The sequence below is a fragment of the Collinsella sp. AF29-7AC genome (assembly GCF_003475665.1).
Classification (GTDB): domain Bacteria; phylum Actinomycetota; class Coriobacteriia; order Coriobacteriales; family Coriobacteriaceae; genus Collinsella.
Window position 1 is genome coordinate 16,185 of record NZ_QRQX01000020.1, and the last position, 22,289, is coordinate 38,473.

The following is a 22,289-nucleotide window of genomic DNA, read 5'->3' on the forward strand; positions in this document are numbered from 1 at the left end:
TCACAATAGAGCGTTAGATGCGAAAACAACTATTTCGAGGATTGGTGGTCAAATGACCCAGGAGACGGTTAAGAACGGCACTGAAGCCCTGTTCACTCGTGAAGGCATGCCTCCCGTTAAAGAAATGATCCCGTGTGCCCTTCAGCACGTACTGGCTTCGTTTGCCGGTATCATCACCCCGGCTGTCATCATGGCCGGCGTCTACGGTTTTAATAGCCAGCAGAGCACCGACATCATTCAGGTCGCGCTCATTCTTTCGGCGATCGACACGGCCCTTCAGGCCTTCGCTCCCTTCCGTCGCATCGGCGGCGGCCTGCCCATCGTCATGGGCGTTTCGTTCGCGTTCCTGCCGGCCCTGCAGGCCATGGGCGCCTCGGGCTTTAGCTTTGGTGCGCTGCTGGGCGGCGAGATCGTCGGCGGCGCCGTTGCGGTCCTCTTTGGTCTGGCCTACAGCAAGATTAAGTGGCTGTTCCCGCCCGTCGTGACCGGTACGGTCATCTTCTCCATTGGCGTCTCTCTCTATCCCACGGCCGTCAAGTACATGGCCGGCGGCATGGGCACGCCGCTGTGGGGCACCCCGCAGGCCTGGTGCGTCGCTCTTATCACCTTCGCCGTGGTCTTTGCGCTCGCCAACTTTGGCAAGGGCACGCTCAAACTGGGCTCCGTGTTCTTTGGCATGATCGTTGGCATGATCGTCTCCATCCCCTTTGGCATGATCGACTTCTCAAGCGTCGCCACCGCTCAGGTCTTCGCCCTTCCCAAGCTCATGCCCTATGCGCTCGAGTTTGATCCCGAGGTCTGCATTACCCTCGCCGTCGTGTTCCCCATGGTTGCCATCCAGGTTATCGGCGACGTCTCCGCCGCCTGCCTGGGCTCCATCGACCGTATGCCCACCGAGCGCGAGCTCTCCGGCGCTATCGTGTCCCAGGGCCTCACCTCTATGGTCGGCGGCCTGCTGGGCGGTCTTCCCACCAGCGCCCTTGGCCAGAACGTGGGCATCATCTGCTCCAACAAGGTCGTCAACAAGTGGGTCTTTGTGATCATCGCGGCCGTCTTTGCCATCGCCGGTCTGTTCCCGCAGCTCTCTGCCGTCCTTTCCGCTATCCCGCAGCCCGTCATCGGCGGCGCGACCGTCGGCGTCTTTGGCACCATCACCATGAACGGCGTGCGCATGTTCACCCGCGAGGGCCTCACGCAGCGCACTACCACCATCGTCGGTACCTCCGTCGTCTTTGGCCTGGGTATCTGGATGGCCAGCGGTTGCCTTGCCGGCGAGGGTATGCCCGCCTGGGTATCCACCGTCATCGGCTCCAATGCCGTAACCCCCACCGCCATTATGGCCATTGTCCTTAACCTGATCCTTCCGCAGACGCCGGTCGTGGCCCAGCACATCGATGCTGCCAAGGACGCTGCCGTGGATCTGGTCTTGCCCGAGAGCAAGAAGTAGCCAATTCGGTGCTATTCGTCGGCGGACGCATCGCCTCGTCCGCCGACGTCATGCGGCGCCAAGCCGCACTTCAAAGGGTTTGTCCCTTTGGTGAAGCGTTGACGGGAGAGGGCCCGTTTCCGGTGTAGGCCGGCGCTTCGCACTTCCGCCATGTCAGAGGTGTCAAACCCCGCCCCTGATGTTGAAGGGAGCATTCATGCTTCTGGTTGCTAACGGTTCCGTCTTTACCCGCAACGCTCAGGCCCCGTTCATTCCAAACGGTGCGGTCGCCATTGACGGAGATACGATCGTCGAAGTGGGCCCCGAGTGCGAGCTCAAGGCCAAGTACCCGGATGCCGAGTACATCGACGCCCAGGGCAACCTCATCATGCCCGGACTCATCAACTGCCACACCCACATCTACTCGGGTTTGGCCCGCGGCCTTGCCATTAAGGGCTGTAACCCTACCAACTTCCTGGAGAATCTTGAGCAGCAGTGGTGGAAGATCGACGACAGCCTGACGCTCGACGGCACCAAGGCCAGCGCCTATGCCACGATTCTTGACTCCATCCGCGATGGCGTCACCACGATCTTCGATCATCATGCGAGCTACTGCGAGATCCCGGGCAGCCTCTTTACCATTAAGGACGCCGCGCAGGAGCTGGGCATGCGTTCGTGCCTGTGCTACGAGGTCTCCGATCGACGCGGCCAGGAAAAATGCGACCAGGCCATTGCCGAGAACGCCGAATTTGCCCAGTGGGCCGCCAAGGAGCGTCGCGATAACGACAACCACATGATCGCCGCCATGTTTGGCGGTCACGCCACCTTTACGCTGTCGGACGAGACCATGGACAAGATGGCCGAGGCCAACAACGGCCTGACCGGCTTCCACATCCATGTGTGCGAGGGCATGAATGACGTGTGGGACTCCCGCCTCAACCGCGGTGGCATCAGTCCCGTCGAGCGCCTGCTGCAGCACAACCTGCTGGGTCCCGACACCATGCTCGGCCACTGCATCCACGTGACGCCCGCCGAGATGGATATCGTCAAGGAGTCTGGCACCTGGCTCGTCAACAACCCCGAATCCAATATGGGCAACGCCGTGGGCTGCGCCCCCGTGCTCGAATTCTTCCGCCGCGGCATCCCCGTGTGCATGGGCACCGACGCCTACACCCACGATATGCTCGAGAGCCTTAAGGTTTTCCTGATCATTCAGCGCCACAACGCCGCTATGCCCAACGTGGGCTGGTGCGAGGCCATGACGATGCTGTTCGAGAACAACGCCAAGATGGCGAGCAAGTACTTCGATCGCAAGCTCGGCGTGCTTGAGCCCGGCGCCGCCGCCGACGTCATCGTCATGGACTACAAGCCCTTTACGCCGCTGAGCGAGGAGAATATCGACGGCCATATGCTCTTTGGCATGATGGGCAAAAACTGCCGCACTACCATCATCAACGGCCGCGTCCTGTACAAGGATCGCGAGTTCGTTGGGATTGATGAGGACAAGATCAACGCGTGGACCATGGCCGAGTCCAAGAAGCTCTGGAGCACGCTCAACGATCGCGTGTACTAATTCCAATTGGAGATTCGCGCGCGTCGGATGTTTCGCCGCATCCGACGCGCGCATAGGCGGCCTCCGCGGGGTCGCCGGCGCTGTGCTAGCGCTACACCGTATTTGCGCCCGCCGCGCGGTCTCGCCGGGCGTTACAGAGAGGAGCTCACTATGAGCGACATCATGAGGCCGATCCCGTTTTCGCAGCTGATGAACTGGATCATCGAGGAGCACAAGACCCAGGACGCCATCTTTGGCGTGCGCAAGATGGTCACGACCAACCAGGAGGGCGCGCTTCCCATTTTTGACGAGCGCATCGAGACCCCGTTTGGCCCGGCTGCCGGCCCCAACACGCAGCTTGCCCAGAACATCGTGGCATCCTACGTGGCCGGTTCTCGTTTCTTTGAGCTCAAGACCGTCCAGGTTATGGACGGCGAGGAGCTCTCCAAGTGTGTGAACAAGCCCTGCATCGTGGCTCAGGACGAGTGCTACAACTGCGAATGGTCGACCGAGCTCGAGGTTCCGCAGGCCTTTGCCGAGTACGTGAAGGCATGGTTTGCCTGCCACCTGATCGCTCGCGAGTACGGTCTGGGCAGCCCGGACGGCTTTGTCTTCAACATGTCCGTGGGTTATGACCTCGAGGGTATTAAGAGCCCCAAGGTCGACGCCTACATCGAGGGTATGAAGGACGCCAGCGGCTCTGACGTCTGGAATGAGTGCCGCGCATGGGCGCTCGCCAACCTGGACAAGTTTGAGCATGTCGACGCCGCGTTTGTCGAGTCCATCCCGGCGCGCGTCTCCAACTCTATCACCGAGTCTACCCTGCACGGTTGCCCGCCAGCGGAGATCGAGCGCATCGCGACCTATCTGATCACCGAGAAGGGCCTCAACACCTACATCAAGTGCAACCCCACGCTGCTGGGCTATGAGTTTGCCCGCCAGCGCCTCAACGAGCTGGGCTTTGACTACATCGTCTTCGATGACACGCACTTCCGCGAGGACCTGCAGTGGGCCGATGCCGTGCCTATGTTCGAGCGCCTGATTGCCCTGTGCGCCGAGCGCGGCCTGGAGTTTGGCGTCAAGCTCACCAACACCTTCCCCGTCGACGTGACGAGGAACGAGCTGCCTTCCACCGAGATGTATATGTCCGGCCGTTCGCTGTTCTCGCTGACCATCGAGGCTGCCCGCCGCATTACCGAGCAGTTCGATGGCAAGCTGCGCATCAGCTACTCCGGCGGCGCCACGGTCTACAACATCCGCGCCCTGTACGATGCCGGCATTTGGCCCGTCACCCTGGCGACCGACGTGCTCAAGCCTGGTGGCTACGAGCGCTTTAGCCAGATGGCCGGCGAGTTTACCGACCTGGATGGCAAGCCGTTTGCGGGCGTCTCTCTCGAGGCCGTGGCTGCGATCCAGACCGACTCGCTCACCAATCCGCTCTACAAGAAGCCGTTGCGCCCGCTGCCCGACCGCAAGGTCGCCGGCAAGAGCCCGCTTTCCGACTGCTTTACCACGCCGTGCCGCACGAGCTGCCCCATCCAGCAGGATATCCCTGCCTATCTGGCGGCTGTTGACGAGGGCCGCTACGAGGACGCGCTCAACATCATCATCGAGCGCAACGCCCTGCCGTTTATCACCGGCACCATCTGCCCGCATCCCTGCGGCCGTGCTTGCGAGCGTGCGTTCTACGAGCCCGAGGGTGCCCAGATCCGCGCCAGCAAGCTCAAGGCCGCCCGCGAGGCCATGACTGCCGTGCTGCCCAAGCTGCGCGCCCAGGCTATCGCCAACGACGGCGAGCGCAACGTTGCCGTTATCGGCGGCGGCCCGGCCGGCCTGGCGACGGCGTTCTTCCTGACGCGCGCCGGCGTGCCCGTCACTATCTTCGAGGCCCGCGACTCGCTCGGCGGCGTGGTCCGTCACGTGATTCCCGAGTTCCGTATCGCGAGCGACGATATCTCCCACGATGCCGAGCTCTGTCTGGCCTTTGGCGCCAAGGTGCAGCTCAACGCCCGCGTGGAGTCCATTGACGAGCTCAAGGCTCAGGGCTTTACCGACGTGGTCGTGGCCACCGGTGCCTGGATGCCCGGCTCTGCAGGCTTGGGCGAGGGCGCCGAGCTCGACGTGCTGGAGTTCCTCGAGGCCGCCAAGAAGGGCGAGAAGCTCGAGCTGGGCGAGGACGTCGTGGTCATCGGCGCCGGCAATACCGCTATGGACGCGGCCCGCGTGGCCAAGCGCCTGACTGGCGTGAAGAACGTGCGCCTGGTGTATCGCCGCACCAAGAAGCAGATGCCCGCCGACGAGGAAGAGCTCGATCTTGCTCTTGCCGACGGCGTTGAGTTCTGTGAGCTGCTGGCGCCCAAGGCGCTCAACGGCGCCGTGCTGACCTGCGACGTCATGGAGCTTGGCGAGCCGGACGCAAGCGGCCGTCGCAGCCCCGTCGCCACGGGCGAGACCGTCGAGCTGCCCGCCACCACGGTGATCTGTGCCGTGGGCGAGGGCATCGATGCCAGCCTGTACGACGCCGCGGGCGTCGAGCACGACCGTCGCGGCCGCCTTGCCGCCACCTCCACCGGCGTTGAGGGCGTCTGGGCTGCAGGTGACTGCCGTCGCGGTCCGGCCACCGTGGTCGAGGCTATCGCCGATGCCGCCGAGGTCGCCCGTGCCATCGCTGGCGTGGACTTTAACAAGTACGCCGACCAGAATGCTCAGGTCGGTCGCGAGGACGCCTGCTACGAGCGCAAGGGGTCGCTGTGCCGCGACAAGCGCAATTGCACCAAGACCCGCTGCCTGGGCTGCGGCTCGGTGTGCGAGGTCTGCTGCGACGTGTGCCCCAACCGCGCCAACGTGGCAATTAAGGTGCCGGGCCTGGCCAAGCATCAGGTCGTCCATGTCGACGGCATGTGCAACGAGTGCGGCAACTGCGCCGTGTTCTGCCCCTACCAGGAGGGTCGTCCCTACAAGGACAAGCTCACCCTGTTCTGGAGCGATCAGGACATGGAGAACTCCGAGAACGAGGGCTTCCTGGCCGTGGACGAGGACCACTTTAAGGTTCGCGTCGCCGGCACGGTCCGCACCGTCTCGGTCGATGCCGTCAACACCGGTCTGCCCGAGGCCGTCCGCCTGACCATCAAGGCCGTGCGCGACAGCTATCCGTATCTCCTTAAGAAATAGGCGAGTCTCTTATGGCCAAATCCATTCAACATAACGTGGCCTACGTTGCCTGCGGAAGCGGTTGCGCCTCCGCAGGCGGCGACGCCCGCTGCAGCGAAGGCTGCATTGGCTGTGGCGCCTGTGTCGCGGCCTGCCCCCACGGTGCCATTGCGCTGGTCGATGGCATCGCCCGCGTGGACCGCTCCAGGTGCACGGGCTGTGGCCTGTGCGGCATGGCGTGCCCGCAGCGCGTGATTGCCTTCGTTCCCGGCTACCAGAACATCCTGGTGCGCTGCAACAACACCGACAAGGGCGCCATTGCGCGCAAGATCTGCGACACGAGCTGCATCGGTTGCGGCATGTGCGCCAAAAAGTGCCCTGCCGGCGCTATCCGCATCGAGGACAACTGCGCCCATATTGATGGCGCGGATTGTCTGTCGTGCGGCATGTGCGCCGTCGTCTGCCCGCATGGCGCCATCCACGACCGCACCGGCATAGCCGCCGGCGTGTAGAAGGGAATCACCATGGCACAGGAATTCACTTTTACCGTTAACGGCGTCGAGCGCACGACGACCCAAAACAAACCGTTGCTGCGCTACCTGCGCGACGACCTGCACATTCACTCCGCCAAGGACGGCTGCTCCGAGGGCGCGTGCGGTACCTGCACCATCCACGTGGACGGTGCGGCCGTCAAGGCGTGCGTGCTGACCACCGCCCTTGCCGCCGGCCGCAACATCGTGACCGTCGAGGGCCTGCCCGAGGACGTGCGCGAGGCCTTTGTGTACGCCTTTGGCGCCGTGGGTGCCGTGCAGTGCGGTTTTTGCATCCCCGGCATGGTCATGGCGGGTGCCGCGCTCATAGCCGAGGATCCCGAGCCCACCGAGGAGCAGATCAAGTACGCCATCCGCGGCAACGTCTGCCGCTGCACTGGCTACAAAAAGATTATCGAAGGCATCTCGCTGGCCGCTGCGGTGCTTCGCGGCGAAAAGCAGATCGACGAGGATCTGGAGCGCGGCGATGACTACGGTGTGGGCAAGCGCGCCTTCCGTATCGACGTGCGCAAGAAGGTGCTCGGCGAGGGCAAGTATCCCGACGACATCGACGAGCTCGATCAGCCGGGTCTGACCTACGCCAGCGCTGTGCGCTCCAAGTATCCGCGCGCCCGTGTGCTCTCCATCGACACCTCTAAAGCCGAGGCCCTGCCCGGCGTGGTGGGCATCCTGCGCGCCGAGGACGTGCCGGTCAACCAGGTCGGCCACCTTATCCAAGACTGGGACGTCATGATTGCCCAGGGCGATATCACCCGCTGCGTGGGTGACGCCATCGTGCTGGTGGTCGCCGAGGACGAGGCGACACTCGAGTAGGCCAAGAAGCTCGTTAAGATCGATTACGAGCCGCTGGAGCCCGTGCGTAACATTGTCGAGGCCAGGGCTGCCGATGCCCCACGCCTGCACGACAGCTTCTTTGCCTTTGGCAACACGGTGGAGCTCAAGGACAACGTGTGCCAGAGTCGCCATGTGACGCGCGGCGACGCCGCCAAGGCGCTGGCGGAGAGCGCATGTACCGTGACGCAACGCTTTACCACGCCTTTTACCGAGCATGCCTTCTTGGAGCCCGAGTGCGCCGTCGCCTTCCCGTACAAGAACGGCGTCAAGGTGCGGTCGACCGACCAGGGTGCCTACGACACGCGCAAAGAGTGCGCCCACATGTTTGGCTGGGATAGCGAACCCGAGCGTGTGGTCGTCGAGACCATGCTCGTGGGCGGCGGCTTTGGCGGCAAGGAGGACGTTTCCGTCCAGCACCTGGCCGCGCTTGCTGCCTATAAGCTCCAGCGTCCTGTGAAGTGCAAGCTCACGCGCGCCGAGTCGCTCGCGTTCCATCCCAAGCGCCACGCCATGGACGGCACCTTTACGCTGGGCTGCGACGCCGAGGGCAACTTTACCGGCCTGGACTGCGAGATCAACTTTGACACCGGCGCCTACGCGTCGCTGTGCGGCCCGGTGCTCGAGCGCGCCTGCACGCACGCCGTCGGTCCCTACAAGTACCAGAATACCGACATTCGCGGTTTTGGCTACTACACCAACAACCCGCCCGCCGGCGCGTACCGTGGCTTTGGCGTTTGCCAGTCCGAGTTTGCGCTTGAGAGTCTGATCGACCTGCTGGCCGAGAAGGTCGGCCTGGATCCGTGGGAGATTCGCTACCGCAATGCCATCGAGCCGGGCGAGGTTTTGCCCAACGGTCAGATTGCCGACTGCTCCACGGCGCTGAAGGAGACGCTGCTCGAGGTCAAGGATGCCTACTATGCGCATCCCGGCCACGCCGGCATTGCCTGCGCCATGAAGAATGCCGGCGTGGGCGTGGGCCTGCCCGATGCCGGCCGCTGCAAGATTCGCATCGAGGATGGCCGTGCCGTGGTCTATGCCGCCACGTCCGACATCGGCCAGGGCTGCAACACCGTCTTTTTGCAGGACGTTGCCGAGGCCTGCGGCCTGCCGCTTCGCTGCATTGCCAATGGCGAGTGCTCCACCGAGAACGCGCCCGACTCGGGTACTACGTCTGGTTCGCGCCAGACGGTCGTGACCGGCGAGGCCGTGCGCGGTGCCGCCTTCCTGCTGCGCGATGCCATGCTTGGCATCGAGGCCGGCAAGCCTGCACCCGATACTCCCGTGAGCGCGCATGGTGACGGCGTCAAGATCGAATACGACGACGGTCGCGCCTATCAGCTGCGCGCACAGGAACTCGTCGCCGGCCAGGGAATGCATCCTCAGGATCCCGCGGCAGCCATCAAGGCGCTCGAGGGATGCGAGTTTGGCTACGTGTACCTGGAGCCGACCGACAAGCTGGGTGCGGATGTTCCCAACCCCAAGAGCCACATTTGCTACGGTTTTGCCACGCATGTGGTCATTCTGGATAACGATGGCCGCGTGAGCGAGGTCTATGCCGCGCACGATTCCGGCAAGGTGGTCAACCCCATCTCCATCCAGGGTCAGATCGAAGGCGGCGTGCTCATGGGTATGGGCTATGCGCTTACCGAGGACTGGCCGCTCAAGGACTGCGTACCCCAGGCAAGGTACGGTACGCTCGGGCTGTTCCGTGCGCCCGAGATTCCGGATATCCACGCCATCTACGTGGAGAAGGACGAGCTACTGCCCGTGGCATACGGCGGCAAGGGCATCGGCGAGATCGCAACGATCCCCACAGCGCCCGCCGTACAGAATGCCTATCGCGCATTTGACGGCAAGCTGCGTCCGGATCTGCCCATGGTGGATACGCCGTACAGCCGCGCCCGTCACCGCGGGTAGGGTAGAGCGCGGATGGCATTTCTGACGGGCTGTTCGCGCTCACCATCAACTGCATATGCTGTGCCTTTGGCCCCGGCTCCATCGCGAGCCGGGGCCTTTTGTTTGGAGCGGAAACTGTGTCCCGGAATAGGCGCTCAGAATGGGATGCGCTTTCCCCTTGGAGCCCTCGGCGGAGATTGCATCCCAGAATCCGCGCCTGGAATGGGACACACGATTGTCCGTGCCCGCATCCCACCATATTCGGGATGCGGGTTTCTGCGCTTTTGTGCATCAGACAAGCAGCTGCTTTTGGCGGCTCTCCCGGGCTGCGCATCGCTTGTGATGTCGATGCGACCGACCAGAGAGTCGGCGCATTGGTCAATCGCATTACAAAAGACAGGTTTATTGAGATTGGTGAACTGACGGCCATGGCCCATACCATTGTGGTTGCCTAGATTGAAAGCTGAGATGGAAAGTGCTTTCGGACAGGAGGGCAATATCAAGCCCCACGTTCCCTGTGGGAAGTGGGGCTTTCAAGGGCTGCTAGTTAATAGTTATTAGAGGTAGCCGTTCAGCCAATCGGGCATATTGGGATCGTCAATGCTCCACGAATCTTCTTCATGCTCGCTTTCTTCCCAGTTGCTTTCGTCCCCATCGAAGAACTTGCGCCTATTACACTTGTATTTGACAACCGTGTCGCCCTCACGGCGGTATTCATTCCAGTAGTAGTTTTGCTTTCCGTATCCGTTCCATTCTTGAGTTCTGTATATGACCATGGTGTCTCCTTTTCGTTTGCGTACGCGAGGCGCACGGTGTATCAGATTTGACTACTGGGCTATGACTTGCGCAATGTGAGTTTTTTTGGCGTTAATGCTCGCAAGTTCGTCGGAAGTAAAAACAAACGGGACAACCGCTTCATCCCATTCGATATTTGAGAAGGTATAACCGGCGCGCGTTACTTTGACTGTTTCTTTCCCAAAGAGTTTGCCGACTTCTGTGAGCTTGTAACCCCAGGGCTCTTTTGTCATCATTCCGCTGGAGACGAGACGCTTGTTAACTGCCTGATTCGAAAGAAGCAAGTCATGTCCGAGTCCCGTTGCAGTCTTCTTGACTCCGGTAAGGTTGACCACTGGCAAGGAGGCCTTTTCTGCTGCCTTAGCAATCGTGGCAACACCTTTGTCTGCGCCGTTGCAAATAGTTTTGAATTTAGGCGTATGGCCCGTTTTCGCGGCAATCGTAATGCTAACGATTGAACTGATTGCCACAAATACACCGATGCCAATCTGGACTTTGTGCTGCTCGAGCCACACGAGGCCTTTGTTCTTTGCGGGCAGATCAGTGTTTTCCGACTCCAATTTCTGTACACCTCATTTCTTGATTGATTTTGCAAGTTGATATGCAAGAGAGCCCAATGCCGGAATCAATGCCGATGAAGCGGGGATTAGGGCGGCGGTGAGAGCGGTTGCTCCAACTATGGCGCTCTGCTTAGTAGCTGCCTCTTGTTGTGTCCCCTTCTCATCCCCTTCTTTAAGGGCATTTTGCATCTTCTCTAGTTTGGGTGCTACTGGTTGGTCAACGAATAGCTGAATTATTTTTGCCAGATCCTCGTTTCCGCTGACGGCGATTTCGTTGTTGAATACCGCCCTGATGGCGAGATAGTGCATCTTCGTCATCTGCGTTTTACCCGTCTCAAGGCTGCTGACGGTTTGCTTTGTTATGCCTAGTTCGTTCGCAAGCCGTTCGCCACTCCAGCCCGCCGCCTTGCGAATGGTTGACAGGTGAGCTTGGAGCCTGCTGACTAGTTCATCATCCGTTGAAGTCATTTCTGCCTCACATATAGTAAAGAATCCTTATTACTGTCAGATATTATATACCCAGTCAGAAGTTTAGCAATTACTAAGTGAGTCTTAGTTTATTCGGCTGGCTCCTGAATCTCCTCAGTTTTAAACTGAATTGAAAACGATACCGACGCCGGCGTCTTGTTCTCATGTTTTAAAGGTATGGGCAGGTATTGTTCGACAGACGATGGCCTCGATGCCGATTTCATGCATCCCCTCAGGGGTCATCCGTCCAGGAACCTGTTTTCCATCGTTGCGTGGTCAGCGAGACGTGCAAGGAGCACATCGACCGTATGGGCGGCTGTTATTTCTGCACAGTTGAGAGGGCATCTTGGAAGACGTGTCCATGGCGATTTTGGGAGACGCTAACCGCTTGGATTATAGTGGACGGTCGGTCTTAGAGGCCTATGGGTGGGAGATGTTGTTTCACTTGCCAACGACCGGCCGGGGTCTGGCTTAACCGACGTGGAACGTGATTGCACCATCTGGTAGCAAGTCGAGTTGCAGATGAGTACACCCGATCGTGTGGAATAAGGCTTCAGGAGCGCTCCGCCTGTTTACACCCCCGCAATCCCGCGCGCGGCACTCAGCAGCTCATACTCCCTCTGGCTCCACTGGTGCAGCTTGGCAGCCTCGACGGCATCACGACACAAGTCCAAAAACACCTCGGCGCCCTCGCAGAAGCACTCACGGGCAAAGTCACCCGAGCCGCTTGCGACGCACGAGCCGTCGGCAAAGAGCTTCCAGCTGGACGACTCGCGCGAGTCGTCTCCGAGCAGCTTGATCTGTAGCACGTGCGGGTCGCCGGCAACGCAGAGCTCTTCCTCGAGCACCTGCACGGTAAAGCGCATCTGGTGGGAGAGGCTGCTCTTGACCATGGCCGAGGCATAGCCGTTCGGCTTGTCCAGAAGATGCATTCGTTTTGGCTTGGCTACCAGGTTGTGGAAGTTGCGCTCACTGCGCACGGAGAAATTGTCCATACGGACTCCTTTCATCGATGTTGGCAGGGCCACCGTGCCTCTTGGCCGGTTGGCGTCGGGATCGTGGAGCCAACTCTCTACCCCGACTCTGGATAAAACGCGCCCGCTCCTTGCTGGCACGATGGAGTCTATCAGCGCGCGCGGACACAAATCAAGCGCCGCCTGCGAAATGATGTGCAGACGGCGCTTGATTTCGCCGGCTGCTGTTAGGCTTAAATCCGAAAAAGTGTCGAAATATCCCGTGTAAAAGTACGGAAAAGTATCGTAATACACACTTCAAAATCTCGAAAAAGTGTCGAAATGAGCATCTAGCAACCACGGAAAAGTGTATCCTAATGCTAAAACAGCACGTAATAAGGGGTGCGCTTATGCTACAGAGAAAAGCGAAAGCACAGTTTGAATCTTGGCTTGCCTCGTCGCCTAACAAGGCTCTTTTGGTCAAGGGCGCCCGACAGGTAGGAAAGTCATATTTGGTCAACGTCTTTGCAAGCGAATCGTTCGAAAATGTCGTGACGTTCGACCTTATCGCCGACGCGTCCGTGCGCGATTCGTTTTTGGCGGCAAAAAGCGCGGATGACCTGCTTATGCGCATGTCTATTGCTGCAACGCAGCCGATGGTTGCGAACAAGACCGTTGTGGTTATCGACGAGGTGCAGCGATGCCCCAACGTAGTGACGTTTATCAAATACCTGGTCCAGCGCGGCGACTTTCGATACATCCTTACCGGATCGCTCCTTGGCGTTGAGCTCGAGGGCATCGATTCCCTGCCGGTGGGGTATGTCGAGCAGGTCCAGATGTACCCGCTCGACTTTGAGGAGTTCTGCTGGGCAAGCGGCGTTGCTGCCGGAGCGTTTGACATGCTCAGGGGTTGTCTAAAGGACGAAAAGGAGCTCCCCGGCTATCTGTATGACCGCTTGCTCAATCTGTTCCATCAGTATGTGGTGGTGGGGGGCATGCCCGACGCGGTCAATTCCTTCTTGGCGACGCGCAATGTCGACGAGGTTCGAAACATCCATCGCGATCTTCACGCCCTGTATCGCGATGACATCGCAAAGTACGCTCCGCCTGAGCTACGCTTGGTTATTCGCGATATCTATGATCTGATTCCCAGCGAGGCCGGCTCCAAAAACAAGCGATTCAAACTGTCATCGATTAACGGTGTCAAACGTTTTTCGCAGGTGACAGATCATTTTCTCTGGCTATCGGAGGCGGGTGTCGCGCTTCCCGTGTATAACGTAACGGCGCCCGTGGCACCCCTTTTATTGGGGGAGCAACGAAATCTGTTCAAGCTGTTTTACTTGGACACCGGAATGCTCATGTCGTCGTATTCCAAAAGGGTCGCCCAAGGCGTTTTTGATGGGGAGGCGGAAGACGCCTTTGGCATGAACATGGGGGCGGCGTTTGAGGGCTTCGTTGCCCAAGAGCTCAAAGCCCACGGATTCAGATTGCGCTACTTTACGTCTAAAAAAGTCGGCGAGCTCGATTTTGTGGAGGAGACGCTCGATGGGGAGGTCCTTGCCATCGAGGTCAAGTCGGGCAAGAGCTTTAAGTCCCATGCGGCGCTCGACAACGCGCTCGCGACGAAGGGCTACGGAATCGATCGCGCCCTGGTACTTGCGGAATGTAATCTTCACCGTGATGGTGACGTGCTGTATCTGCCCATCTTTATGGCAGGGCTTTTGGAGCCGTAACATGCCGCCGGCTCTTCCGGCCCTCCCTTAACCCTCGCTACTCGTCGTCCCCGTCGTTGGGGTCGCCCTTGAGGGTGTTGATGTCCAGATACTTGTTATCGTCCTCTTTTTGCTGGGTCTCCGACTCCGCTTGGGTGGGGCCGGAGAACAGCCGGAATCCCTCAAACGCAATGACGCCGAGCAGGGCAATGACAATGGCGATAAAGGCAACCTTGACTGCCTGCGGAAATTCCGAGAAACGCAGCGCCTTTTCCTCGGCGTAATAATCGGCGAAGCGCTCTTCGCCCGTGCTTTTGGTATACGCCGGCGCGGACGCGGCCTCCGGGTCATATTCCGGTGCAGGCGTGGCAGCGTACGGGTCGTTGAGATAATCGCTCGATGCGTTGCCATAATCCTCGGTCTCGATGCGATCGGTGCCAGCATAGCCATCGGAATAATCGGAATATGCCGCACCGCCCTCATAGTCCGCGGCGCTCGTGTTGGCGGCAAAAAGCGGGTTAACTGGAACGTCGAGCGCCGGCATGCCGGTAGAGGTCTCATCCAGATCGGCTGCAGCCCAGGAATCGTAGGCAACCTGATGGGCAACGGGCTCATCGAGCCTTGTGACCGGAGGCTTGCGTGCCGCAGGAACAGGCAACTGCTGGGCGCTGTACATAACGGTGCTGTCGGCCGATTTGCCCTGCGTCGCTGCAGCGAGAAATGCCGCCGTCTCGGACGGGTCGCTTGCGGGGCGGGGAGTGGGTGTGGGCGCCGAAATGGGTGCGGGCGTAGACGCGGGCGTCGAAACAGGCGGCTGCGCAGGAGTCGGCGCAGATGCGGGCTTAGGCGCAAGTGCGGGATTGGGGCTTGACAGGCGAGCCCCACCGCCCATGAGTTCGTCGGCGGTCCACGGGCGATCATCCATCACGTCGTCAAGGCTCAGCGAAAACAGGTCGTCTTCACCCTCATCGAACATGCGGTGCACATGTCCACCAATTGCCGGAATCAATCCGCGACCGGTGCATGATGCCTTGCTCAACGCCATTCTGTTCCACCCTTTCGAAATACTAATGACATCGATTATATGGAACTTTCCAAGCGGCTCGGTCTTGGATTCATGCTTTCCAGAACTCGCGCCCAAAAGGGGAGGGGCAATCCAGGCGAGTGCCTACTTGTCGCCTGCTGCCGCCTTGGCCTCATTGAGGTAGCTATAGAAGCTGTATTTGGAGATGCCAAAGAACTCGCAGGCGCGCTCGCTCGACTTGGAAATGAGGAAGGCGCCGCGACGGTCGAGGTAGCCAATGGCGCGAATGCGCTCATCTTTGGTCATAAGGGCTGCGGGCTTGCCCACGTATTGCTCGCACTCGCGCAGCAGATCTTCGAGCAGGTCGCCGATGTTTTTGGTAATGGGCTCGGGCTCGGTGTAGCCCGTGGCGCCGGTGCCGGTAAAGGCATCGAGCGAGCGCTCAAAAGCCTTCATGAGCGTAATGTCAAAGTTAATGCCCAAAATGCCGACGGGTTTGCCCTCGTCGTTGCGGATAAAGATGGTCGAGGACTTGAGCAGCTTGCCATCGGTGGTTTTGGTGAGGTATGGCTCGCGGTCGTGCACGTCGGTGGTGCCCTCGTGCATGGACTCAAACACAATATGGCTGGGGCCGTCACCCAGTTTGCGCCCGCTGACGTGGCCGTTTTCGATCACTACGATGGAGTGGTCCACGTCTTCGGTTTCCAGGTCGTGGACGACGACTTCGCAGTTGGGGCCAAATTGGAGCGCCAGGCCGTGTGCAAGGCGCTTATAAAACTCAATCTGTGCGGGGGTCATGGGTGCCTTCCTAAAAATTAGTTTGGGCTCACTTTGCCATAAACCACACCTGTTCGCAAATAACGAAAGCGTTGCTGCGTTATGTAACCGTTCGGCGACGAAAAGGTACCGATTACGGCAACAAACAATTTGTTAGGTTTGCCAATCAAAAAGTGTGATAGAACAGTGCTAACAAACTTTTTGTTTGGCATCCACATAAAAGTTCAGTCGCATGAATGGGAATGGACTGAAACGCGTATGCGGGGGCCGGCAAGAGAGGACTTAAGGAGTTCACCGTATGGCCGATAAGATCCAGTGGGCGGGCAACACGATGCCCAAGAGCGATGACAAGCACTTGGGAATCATGAGCCTCGACCACGTGAAGAAGGCCCGCGCCTTCCACCAGTCGTTCCCTCAATATACCGTCACTCCGCTTGCCCGCCTGGATGGCCAGGCCGCGCGCCTGGGCCTGTCCAACCTGTGCGTCAAGGACGAGAGCTATCGCTTTGGCCTCAACGCCTTTAAGGTTCTGGGCGGTTCGTTTGCCATGGCCAACTACATTGCCGACGAGACCGGCAAGGACGTTGCCGAGTGCACCTTCGATTACCTGACCTCCGATCAGCTTGCCAAGGACTTTGGCCAGGCCACCTTCTTTACCGCCACCGACGGCAACCATGGCCGCGGCGTGGCATGGGCTGCCAACAAGCTGGGCCAGAAGGCCGTCGTGCACATGCCCAAGGGTTCCACCAAGCCCCGCTTCGATAACATCGCCGCCGAGGGCGCCACGGTGACCATCGAAGAGGTCAACTACGACGAGTGCGTGCGCATGGCCGCCGCCGAGGCCGATGCCTGCGAGCGCGGCGTTATCGTTCAGGACACCGCCTGGGAGGGCTACGAGAAGATCCCGTCCTGGATCATGGAGGGCTACGGCACCATGGCTTCCGAGGCTGCCGAGCAGCTGCGCGAGATGGCCATCAACCGCCCGACGCACGTCTTTGTTCAGGCTGGCGTGGGCTCGCTGGCCGGCGCTGTGGTGGGCTACTTCACCAACCTGTATCCCGATAACCCGCCCACCTTCGTCGTGGTCGAGTGCGCGCCTGCCGCCTGCCTGTACAAGGGCGCTGCCGCCGGCGACGGCAATCCGCGCATCGTGGACGGCGACATGCCCTCCATCATGGCCGGCCTGTGCTGCGGCGAGCCCAACATCCTGGGCTGGGATATCCTGCGCAACCACACCACCGCCTTCGTGTCCTGCCCCGACTGGGTTACCGCTCGCGGCATGCGCACCCTGGGCGCTCCCGAGAAGGGCGACCCGCGCGTCATCTCCGGCGAGTCCGGCGCAGTGACCACCGGCCTGGTCGAGACCCTCATGCTCGATCCCGAGTACGCCGAGCTCAAGGAGCTCATCGGTCTGGACAAGACGAGCTCCGTGCTCTGCTTCTCCACCGAGGGCGACACCGATCCGGATCAGTATCGCCGCATCGTCTGGGAGGGCGAATACCCCACTTGCTAATACTGGGCGGAGTAAATAGGTATCGCTCCGCCACCTCACAGGTAGATTCCTTCGTTTGAAAGGTTATGAACAATGGCTAAAGAACTCGATTTCGACGCTATCAAGGCTGCTGCTGAGTCCCACCGTGCTGATATGACGCGTTTTCTTCGCGCAATGATTAGCCATCCCTCTGAGTCCTGCGAGGAGGGTGAGGTTGTCGCCTGCATCAAGGCCGAGATGGAGAGCCTTGGCTATGACGAGGTCAAGGTTGACGGCCTGGGCAACGTCATGGGCTTTATGGGCGAGGGCGACAAGATCATCGCCATCGATTCCCACATCGACACTGTCGGCATCGGCAACATCGAGAACTGGGATGCCGATCCCTATGAGGGCTACGAGACCGACGAGATCATCTACGGCCGCGGCGGCTCCGATCAGGAGGGTGGCATGGCTTCTGCTACCTACGCTGCCAAGATGATGAAGGACATGGGCCTCATCCCCGAGGGCTACAAGATCATGGTCGTCGGCACCGTCCAGGAAGAGGACTGCGACGGCATGTGCTGGCAGTACATCTACAACAAGGACGGCATTAAGCCCGAGTTCGTCATTTCCACCGAGCCCACCGACGGCGGCATCTATCGCGGTCACCGCGGCCGCATGGAGATTCGCGTCGACGTTCACGGCACCTCCTGCCACGGCTCCGCTCCCGACCGCGGCGATAACGCCATTTACAAGATGGCCGACATCATCGCCGACGTCCGCGCCCTCAACAACAACGGTTGCGACGAGTCGACCGACATCAAGGGCCTCGTCAAGATGCTCGATCCCAAGTACAACCCCGAGCACTACGAGGATGCCCGCTTCCTGGGCCGCGGCACCTGCACCGTCAGCCAGATCTTCTACACCAGCCCCAGCCGCTGCGCCGTGGCCGATTCCTGCGCCATCTCCATCGACCGTCGTATGACCGCCGGTGAGACCTGGGAGTCTTGCCTGGACGAGATCCGCAACCTGCCGGCCGCCAAGAAGTACGGCGACGACGTGAAGGTCTCCATGTACATGTACGACCGTCCGTCCTGGACCGGCGAGGTCTACGAGACCGAGGCTTACTTCCCCACGTGGATCAACAAGGAGACCGCTCCGCACGTCAAGGCCCTCGTCGACGCCCACAAGGCCATGTTCGGTGACGAGCGCATCGGCTGCGAGCCCAGCATGGACAAGCGCACCGGTCGTCCGCTGTGCGACAAGTGGACCTTCTCCACGAACTGCGTTTCCATCCAGGGCCGCTACGGCATCCCCTGCGTGGGCTTTGGCCCGGGTGCCGAGTCTCAGGCTCACGCTCCCAACGAGGTCACCTACAAGGACGACCTGGTCACCGCTGCCGCCATGTATGTTGCCGCTCTGAACCTCTACGATCCCAGCAAGGCCGACGGCGACGCCACCGTGTTCCGCGCTGGTCTGACCAACAACAAGATCGACTAGTCCCATTCCTCGATTTTGTTGAGCCGGGGACAGCCTATGCCCCCGGCACCTCCTGTTGACTTGGGGCCCGCAGTCGTTATCTCCCATGCTTCCTCAACGGTAGCGGGTCCTCGTCATAGCGCTCTGCATGTTCTAGCCACACGCGCATACCGGAGCACATCTACTCATTGCAATCGTTTCATCTTTGGAAAGGATATTTACATGGACGCCAAGTTTACCGAGCTCGTCGAGCAGCTGAACGGCCTCGATTTTAAGGGCATGTACGGCAGCGATTTCCTGCACACCTGGGACAAGACCACCGATGAGCTCAAGGCGCTCTACATCGTCGCCGACGCCCTGCGCGAGCTGCGTGAGAACAACGTTTCGTCCAAGATCTTCGACTCGGGCCTGGCCGTCTCCCTGTTCCGCGACAACTCCACCCGTACGCGTTTCTCCTTCTCTAAGGCCGCCAACCTGCTCGGCCTTGAGCTGCAGGACCTGGACGAGAAGAAGTCCCAGATCGCTCACGGCGAGACCGTCCGCGAGACCGCTACCATGATCTCCTTCATGGCCGACGTCATCGGCATCCGCGATGACATGTACATCGGCAAGGGCGACGCCTACATGGCCGAGGTCTCCGAGTCTGTCCAGCAGGCCTACGAGGACGGCGTTCTGGATCACCGTCCCACGCTCATCTCCTTGCAGTCCGACTCCGATCACCCCACGCAGTCCTCTGCCGACATGCTCTACCTCATCAACGAGTTTGGCGGCCTTGAGAACCTCAAGGGCAAGAAGGTTGCCGTCACCTGGGCCTATTCGCCCTCTTACGGCAAGCCGCTGTCCTGCCCGCAGTCGCTGATCAGCCTGCTGCCCCGCTTTGGCATGGACGTCACCCTGGCTCACCCCGAGGGCTACGACCTCATGCCCGAGGTCGTCGAGCGCGCAAAGGGCTATGCCGCCGAGTCCGGCACCACCTTTAAGCAGGTCAACACCATGGCCGAGGCCTTCGAGGGCGCCGACATCGTGATTCCCAAGAGCTGGGCTCCGTTTGCCGCCATGGAGAAGCGCACCAACCTGTACGCCGAGGGCGACGACGCCGGCATCGCCGCGCTCGAGAAGGAGCTGCTCGCCCAGAACGCCACCCATCAGGACTGGTGCTCCACGACCGAGCTCATGGAGAAGACTGCCAACGGTCAGGACACCATCTTTATGCACCCGCTGCCTGCCGACATCTCCGGTGTCTCCTGCGAGCACGGCGAGGTCAACGCCGACGTCTTCGACATGCACCGCGTGGGCATGTACAAGGAGGCTAGCTACAAGCCGTACGCTATCGCAGCCATGATGTTCCTGCAGAAGGTTGCCGATCCCGCCGCTACCCTCAAGGCCCTCGACGAGCGCAACACCGCCCGTTGGTTCCAGGCCTAAAGCCGGGTTGAGGTAAGCCATGTAAAGGGGGCGCTCTGCCAACCGGCGGGGTGCCCCTTTTTTGCATCGCGGGCGTGCGGGATAAGCGCCTTCGATGTGGATGCCCGCGGCGCGAGTTATGGGTACGATGGTTTCAGGGGAGGTATCACCATGAAACTTGGTTGCGTGATTATGGCTTCGGGCGAGGGCAAGCGGTTTGGCTCTAACAAGATGCTTGCCGATATCTATGGCGAGCCGCTGATTGCCCGGACCATCGATTCGGTTCCCCGGGGCTTTGACGTTGTGGTTTCGACGCGTTGGCCCGAGGTCGCCCAGATTTGCGAGGACAAGCATTGCCCGTATGTGCTGCACGATGGCAAGCTCAGGAGCGAAAGCGTCCGTGCGGGCCTTTCGTGGGGGGTCGATCGCAACTGGAAAGGCTGCCTCTTTTTGCCGGGCGACCAGCCGCTCGTGAGTTCGGATTCTTTTGAGGCCATGGTTCGCGCGTTTGATGAGCGTGGCCGCAAGTATCCGGTGCGTCTTGCGTGCAACGGTGAGCCTTCGAGCCCGGTGCTCTTTCCGGCGGAACTGTTCGATGCACTTATGTGTCTTGAGGGTAAGGACGGCGGCGGTTCGATCCTCAAGGACCGTACCGACGTGGTGCTGGTCGAGGCGCGTGCCTACGAGCTGTGGGACGTCGATACCGTCAAGGGACAGCGACGCATAACGGAGCATATCGCCGCCTGCTCGTATTTTGATCGCGTGGCCAACTGCATCAATCAATAAGGAGCAATTATGATCATCATCAAAAACGGCGCACTCGTGACGCCCCAGGGGCTTCGCCGCGCCGATCTTGCCATGGATGGCGATAAGATCGTACGGATTGCCGCGGCGATTGAGCCGGCCGAGGGCGATACCGTCGAGGATGCTGCGGGCTGCTGGGTGTTCCCGGGCTTTATCGATGGGCACACGCACATGCAGTGCTGGACCGGCATGGATTGGACAGCCGATAGCTTTGAGACCGGCACGCGCGCGGCTGCCTGCGGCGGCACGACGACCATTGTGGACTACGCGACGGCCGATCGCGGCGTGACCATGCCCGATGCCTTGGTCGAGTGGCATCATCGCGCCGACGGCACCTGCACCGCCAACTATGCCTTCCATATGGCGCTTGCCGAGTGGAATGAGCGCAACCGCGCCGATCTTTCGGCCATGCGCGAGGCGGGCGTGTCGTCGTTTAAGACCTACTTTGCCTACGACCATCTGCGCCTGGACGATGCCGAGACGCTCGAGGTGCTGGAGGAGCTCAAGCGCGTGGGCGGTATCCTGTGCGTGCATTGCGAGAACGGCACGTTGGTCAACGCGCTGCAGAAGCGCGTGTTTGATCAGGGTATCCACGGGCCCGAGGGCCATGCGCTCAGCCGTCCGGACGTGTGTGAGGCCGAGGCCGTGAGCCGCCTGCTGTATCTGGCGCACTTGGCCGGGGACGCTCCGGTCAACGTGGTGCACCTTTCGACCAAGCTGGGGCTCGAGGCCATTCGCGCTGCCAAAGCGCACGGGCAGAAGAACATCTATGTCGAGACCTGCCCTCAGTATCTGATGCTCGACGACACCTGCTATCTGGAGCAGGGCGAGGACGGCTTTGCGGGCGCCAAGTACGTGATGAGCCCGCCGCTGCGCCATGCCGGTGACCGTGCCGCGCTGCGCGAGGCGCTTGTGGCTGGCGAGATCGATACTATTGCGACCGATCATTGCAGCTTTAACCTGCACGGGCAAAAGGACCGAGGACGCGATGATTTCCGCGCGATTCCCAACGGCGGGCCCGGCGTGGAGCATCGTCCCGTTGCGATTGCCACGAGCTTTGAGGGACAGCTGGGTCCCGAGGATCTGTGCCGCTTGATGAGCGAGAATCCGGCGCGCGTTTTTGGCATGTATCCGCGCAAGGGCTGTCTTGCCGAGGGCTCCGATGCCGACGTGTGCGTGTGGGATCCCAAGGCGCGCTGGACGATTAGCGCCGCGACGCAGCATCAGGCCGTGGACTACACGCCGCTCGAGGGCTTTGAGGCACATGGCCGCGCCAAGGCCGTGTTTGTGAACGGCGTGCTGGCGGCACGCGACGGCGAGCCCACCGGAGCCCAACCCGGCCGCTACGTCCCCCGCTAGCAGAAAGGGCGCCGGGGTAGCTAAAAGAGCCCCATTACAGTTTGAGTCGTCCGAAAGGGCGGCTCTTTTCCGTT

18 protein-coding genes and 1 riboswitch are annotated in these 22,289 nt (G+C 60.5%); of the genes, 12 read left to right on the forward strand and 6 right to left on the reverse strand.

Features of this window, described 5'->3' with window-relative positions; all coding sequences use genetic code 11:
* Positions 1-52 precede the first annotated feature (52 nt).
* The 6 genes from DWZ15_RS08590 (at position 53) to DWZ15_RS08610 (ending at position 9,430) form a co-directional block, all read left to right on the forward strand.
* Positions 53-1,447, forward strand: a complete 1,395-nt coding sequence (locus DWZ15_RS08590) for a uracil-xanthine permease family protein (RefSeq protein WP_089572468.1) — start codon at positions 53-55, stop codon at positions 1,445-1,447.
* Between the two features lie 196 nt (positions 1,448-1,643).
* The gene (ssnA, locus tag DWZ15_RS08595; RefSeq protein WP_118450485.1) at positions 1,644-2,999 is read left to right on the forward strand and encodes a putative aminohydrolase SsnA; all 1,356 of its coding nucleotides are present in this window, start codon (positions 1,644-1,646) and stop codon (positions 2,997-2,999) included.
* A 150-nt stretch (positions 3,000-3,149) separates the two neighbouring features.
* Positions 3,150-6,149 carry a putative selenate reductase subunit YgfK gene (ygfK, locus tag DWZ15_RS08600; RefSeq protein ID WP_118450487.1) on the forward strand — a complete coding sequence of 1,000 codons (3,000 nt, stop codon included), beginning with the start codon at positions 3,150-3,152 and terminating at the stop codon, positions 6,147-6,149.
* Positions 6,150-6,160: 11 nt separating this feature from the next.
* Positions 6,161-6,640 (forward strand): 4Fe-4S binding protein, encoded by a 480-nt coding sequence (locus DWZ15_RS08605; protein WP_117778544.1) that lies wholly within the window; start codon positions 6,161-6,163, stop codon positions 6,638-6,640.
* Positions 6,641-6,652: 12 nt separating this feature from the next.
* Positions 6,653-7,492, forward strand: coding sequence for a 2Fe-2S iron-sulfur cluster-binding protein (locus tag DWZ15_RS10740; RefSeq protein ID WP_233544723.1), 840 nt, complete (start codon positions 6,653-6,655; stop codon positions 7,490-7,492).
* A gap of 42 nt (positions 7,493-7,534) precedes the next feature.
* Positions 7,535-9,430 carry a molybdopterin cofactor-binding domain-containing protein gene (locus tag DWZ15_RS08610; RefSeq protein WP_233544730.1) on the forward strand — a complete coding sequence of 632 codons (1,896 nt, stop codon included), beginning with the start codon at positions 7,535-7,537 and terminating at the stop codon, positions 9,428-9,430.
* A gap of 536 nt (positions 9,431-9,966) precedes the next feature.
* On the opposite strand, the gene DWZ15_RS08615 is transcribed toward DWZ15_RS08610, so the two are convergent.
* The 4 genes from DWZ15_RS08615 to DWZ15_RS08630 all read right to left on the reverse strand — a co-directional run bounded on the left by DWZ15_RS08615 (position 9,967) and on the right by DWZ15_RS08630 (position 12,227).
* Entirely contained in the window at positions 9,967-10,185 is a 219-nt protein-coding gene (locus tag DWZ15_RS08615) for a hypothetical protein (RefSeq protein ID WP_117564167.1), read from the reverse strand.
* Positions 10,186-10,236: 51 nt separating this feature from the next.
* Positions 10,237-10,719 carry a hypothetical protein gene (locus DWZ15_RS08620; RefSeq protein ID WP_117635331.1) on the reverse strand — a complete coding sequence of 161 codons (483 nt, stop codon included), beginning with the start codon at positions 10,717-10,719 and terminating at the stop codon, positions 10,237-10,239.
* 57 nt (positions 10,720-10,776) lie between these two features.
* Complete coding sequence (locus DWZ15_RS08625) at positions 10,777-11,232, reverse strand: helix-turn-helix transcriptional regulator (protein WP_117564169.1); 456 nt, start codon at positions 11,230-11,232, stop codon at positions 10,777-10,779.
* A 572-nt stretch (positions 11,233-11,804) separates the two neighbouring features.
* Positions 11,805-12,227, reverse strand: coding sequence for a hypothetical protein (locus DWZ15_RS08630; RefSeq protein WP_117564170.1), 423 nt, complete (start codon positions 12,225-12,227; stop codon positions 11,805-11,807).
* Positions 12,228-12,235: 8 nt separating this feature from the next.
* A riboswitch (SAM riboswitch) is annotated at positions 12,236-12,326 on the reverse strand.
* Positions 12,327-12,595: 269 nt separating this feature from the next.
* On the opposite strand from DWZ15_RS08630, the gene DWZ15_RS08635 reads away from it, so the two are divergent.
* The gene (locus DWZ15_RS08635; RefSeq protein ID WP_117843103.1) at positions 12,596-13,918 is read left to right on the forward strand and encodes an ATP-binding protein; all 1,323 of its coding nucleotides are present in this window, start codon (positions 12,596-12,598) and stop codon (positions 13,916-13,918) included.
* A 37-nt stretch (positions 13,919-13,955) separates the two neighbouring features.
* Here the strand turns inward: DWZ15_RS08635 and DWZ15_RS08640 are convergent, their stop codons facing one another.
* Both DWZ15_RS08640 and DWZ15_RS08645 read right to left on the reverse strand, forming a co-directional pair.
* The gene (locus tag DWZ15_RS08640; RefSeq protein WP_118450489.1) at positions 13,956-14,942 is read right to left on the reverse strand and encodes a hypothetical protein; all 987 of its coding nucleotides are present in this window, start codon (positions 14,940-14,942) and stop codon (positions 13,956-13,958) included.
* Positions 14,943-15,065: 123 nt separating this feature from the next.
* Positions 15,066-15,719, reverse strand: coding sequence for a transcriptional regulator (locus DWZ15_RS08645; protein ID WP_117797441.1), 654 nt, complete (start codon positions 15,717-15,719; stop codon positions 15,066-15,068).
* Between the two features lie 277 nt (positions 15,720-15,996).
* On the opposite strand from DWZ15_RS08645, the gene dpaL reads away from it, so the two are divergent.
* The 5 genes from dpaL (at position 15,997) to hydA (ending at position 22,215) form a co-directional block, all read left to right on the forward strand.
* Entirely contained in the window at positions 15,997-17,211 is a 1,215-nt protein-coding gene (gene dpaL / locus DWZ15_RS08650; RefSeq protein ID WP_117797442.1) for a diaminopropionate ammonia-lyase, read from the forward strand.
* 72 nt (positions 17,212-17,283) lie between these two features.
* Positions 17,284-18,669 carry a YgeY family selenium metabolism-linked hydrolase gene (locus DWZ15_RS08655; protein WP_118450491.1) on the forward strand — a complete coding sequence of 462 codons (1,386 nt, stop codon included), beginning with the start codon at positions 17,284-17,286 and terminating at the stop codon, positions 18,667-18,669.
* A gap of 201 nt (positions 18,670-18,870) precedes the next feature.
* A complete protein-coding gene (ygeW, locus tag DWZ15_RS08660) occupies positions 18,871-20,073 on the forward strand; it encodes a knotted carbamoyltransferase YgeW (protein ID WP_055252229.1) in 1,203 nt (400 codons plus the stop codon).
* Positions 20,074-20,223: 150 nt separating this feature from the next.
* Entirely contained in the window at positions 20,224-20,838 is a 615-nt protein-coding gene (locus tag DWZ15_RS08665) for a nucleotidyltransferase family protein (RefSeq protein ID WP_117655005.1), read from the forward strand.
* A gap of 9 nt (positions 20,839-20,847) precedes the next feature.
* Positions 20,848-22,215 carry a dihydropyrimidinase gene (hydA, locus tag DWZ15_RS08670; RefSeq protein ID WP_118334688.1) on the forward strand — a complete coding sequence of 456 codons (1,368 nt, stop codon included), beginning with the start codon at positions 20,848-20,850 and terminating at the stop codon, positions 22,213-22,215.
* The last annotated feature ends 74 nt before the right edge of the window (positions 22,216-22,289 follow it).

Bases quoted from the DNA above. Each gene is read 5' to 3' on its own strand.
- DWZ15_RS08615 (WP_117564167.1), bottom strand. From the start codon at position 10,185: ATGGTCATATACAGAACTCAAGAATGGAACGGATACGGAAAGCAAAAC.
- DWZ15_RS08625 (WP_117564169.1), bottom strand. From the start codon at position 11,232: ATGACTTCAACGGATGATGAACTAGTCAGCAGGCTCCAAGCTCACCTG.
- DWZ15_RS08630 (WP_117564170.1), bottom strand. From the start codon at position 12,227: ATGGACAATTTCTCCGTGCGCAGTGAGCGCAACTTCCACAACCTGGTA.
- DWZ15_RS08645 (WP_117797441.1), bottom strand. From the start codon at position 15,719: ATGACCCCCGCACAGATTGAGTTTTATAAGCGCCTTGCACACGGCCTG.
- DWZ15_RS10740 (WP_233544723.1), top strand. From the start codon at position 6,653: ATGGCACAGGAATTCACTTTTACCGTTAACGGCGTCGAGCGCACGACG.
- DWZ15_RS08665 (WP_117655005.1), top strand. From the start codon at position 20,224: ATGAAACTTGGTTGCGTGATTATGGCTTCGGGCGAGGGCAAGCGGTTT.
- DWZ15_RS08640 (WP_118450489.1), bottom strand. From the start codon at position 14,942: ATGGCGTTGAGCAAGGCATCATGCACCGGTCGCGGATTGATTCCGGCA.
- hydA (WP_118334688.1), top strand. From the start codon at position 20,848: ATGATCATCATCAAAAACGGCGCACTCGTGACGCCCCAGGGGCTTCGC.
- DWZ15_RS08655 (WP_118450491.1), top strand. From the start codon at position 17,284: ATGGCTAAAGAACTCGATTTCGACGCTATCAAGGCTGCTGCTGAGTCC.
- DWZ15_RS08605 (WP_117778544.1), top strand. From the start codon at position 6,161: ATGGCCAAATCCATTCAACATAACGTGGCCTACGTTGCCTGCGGAAGC.
- ssnA (WP_118450485.1), top strand. From the start codon at position 1,644: ATGCTTCTGGTTGCTAACGGTTCCGTCTTTACCCGCAACGCTCAGGCC.
- dpaL (WP_117797442.1), top strand. From the start codon at position 15,997: ATGGCCGATAAGATCCAGTGGGCGGGCAACACGATGCCCAAGAGCGAT.
- ygfK (WP_118450487.1), top strand. From the start codon at position 3,150: ATGAGCGACATCATGAGGCCGATCCCGTTTTCGCAGCTGATGAACTGG.
- ygeW (WP_055252229.1), top strand. From the start codon at position 18,871: ATGGACGCCAAGTTTACCGAGCTCGTCGAGCAGCTGAACGGCCTCGAT.
- DWZ15_RS08635 (WP_117843103.1), top strand. From the start codon at position 12,596: ATGCTACAGAGAAAAGCGAAAGCACAGTTTGAATCTTGGCTTGCCTCG.
- DWZ15_RS08590 (WP_089572468.1), top strand. From the start codon at position 53: ATGACCCAGGAGACGGTTAAGAACGGCACTGAAGCCCTGTTCACTCGT.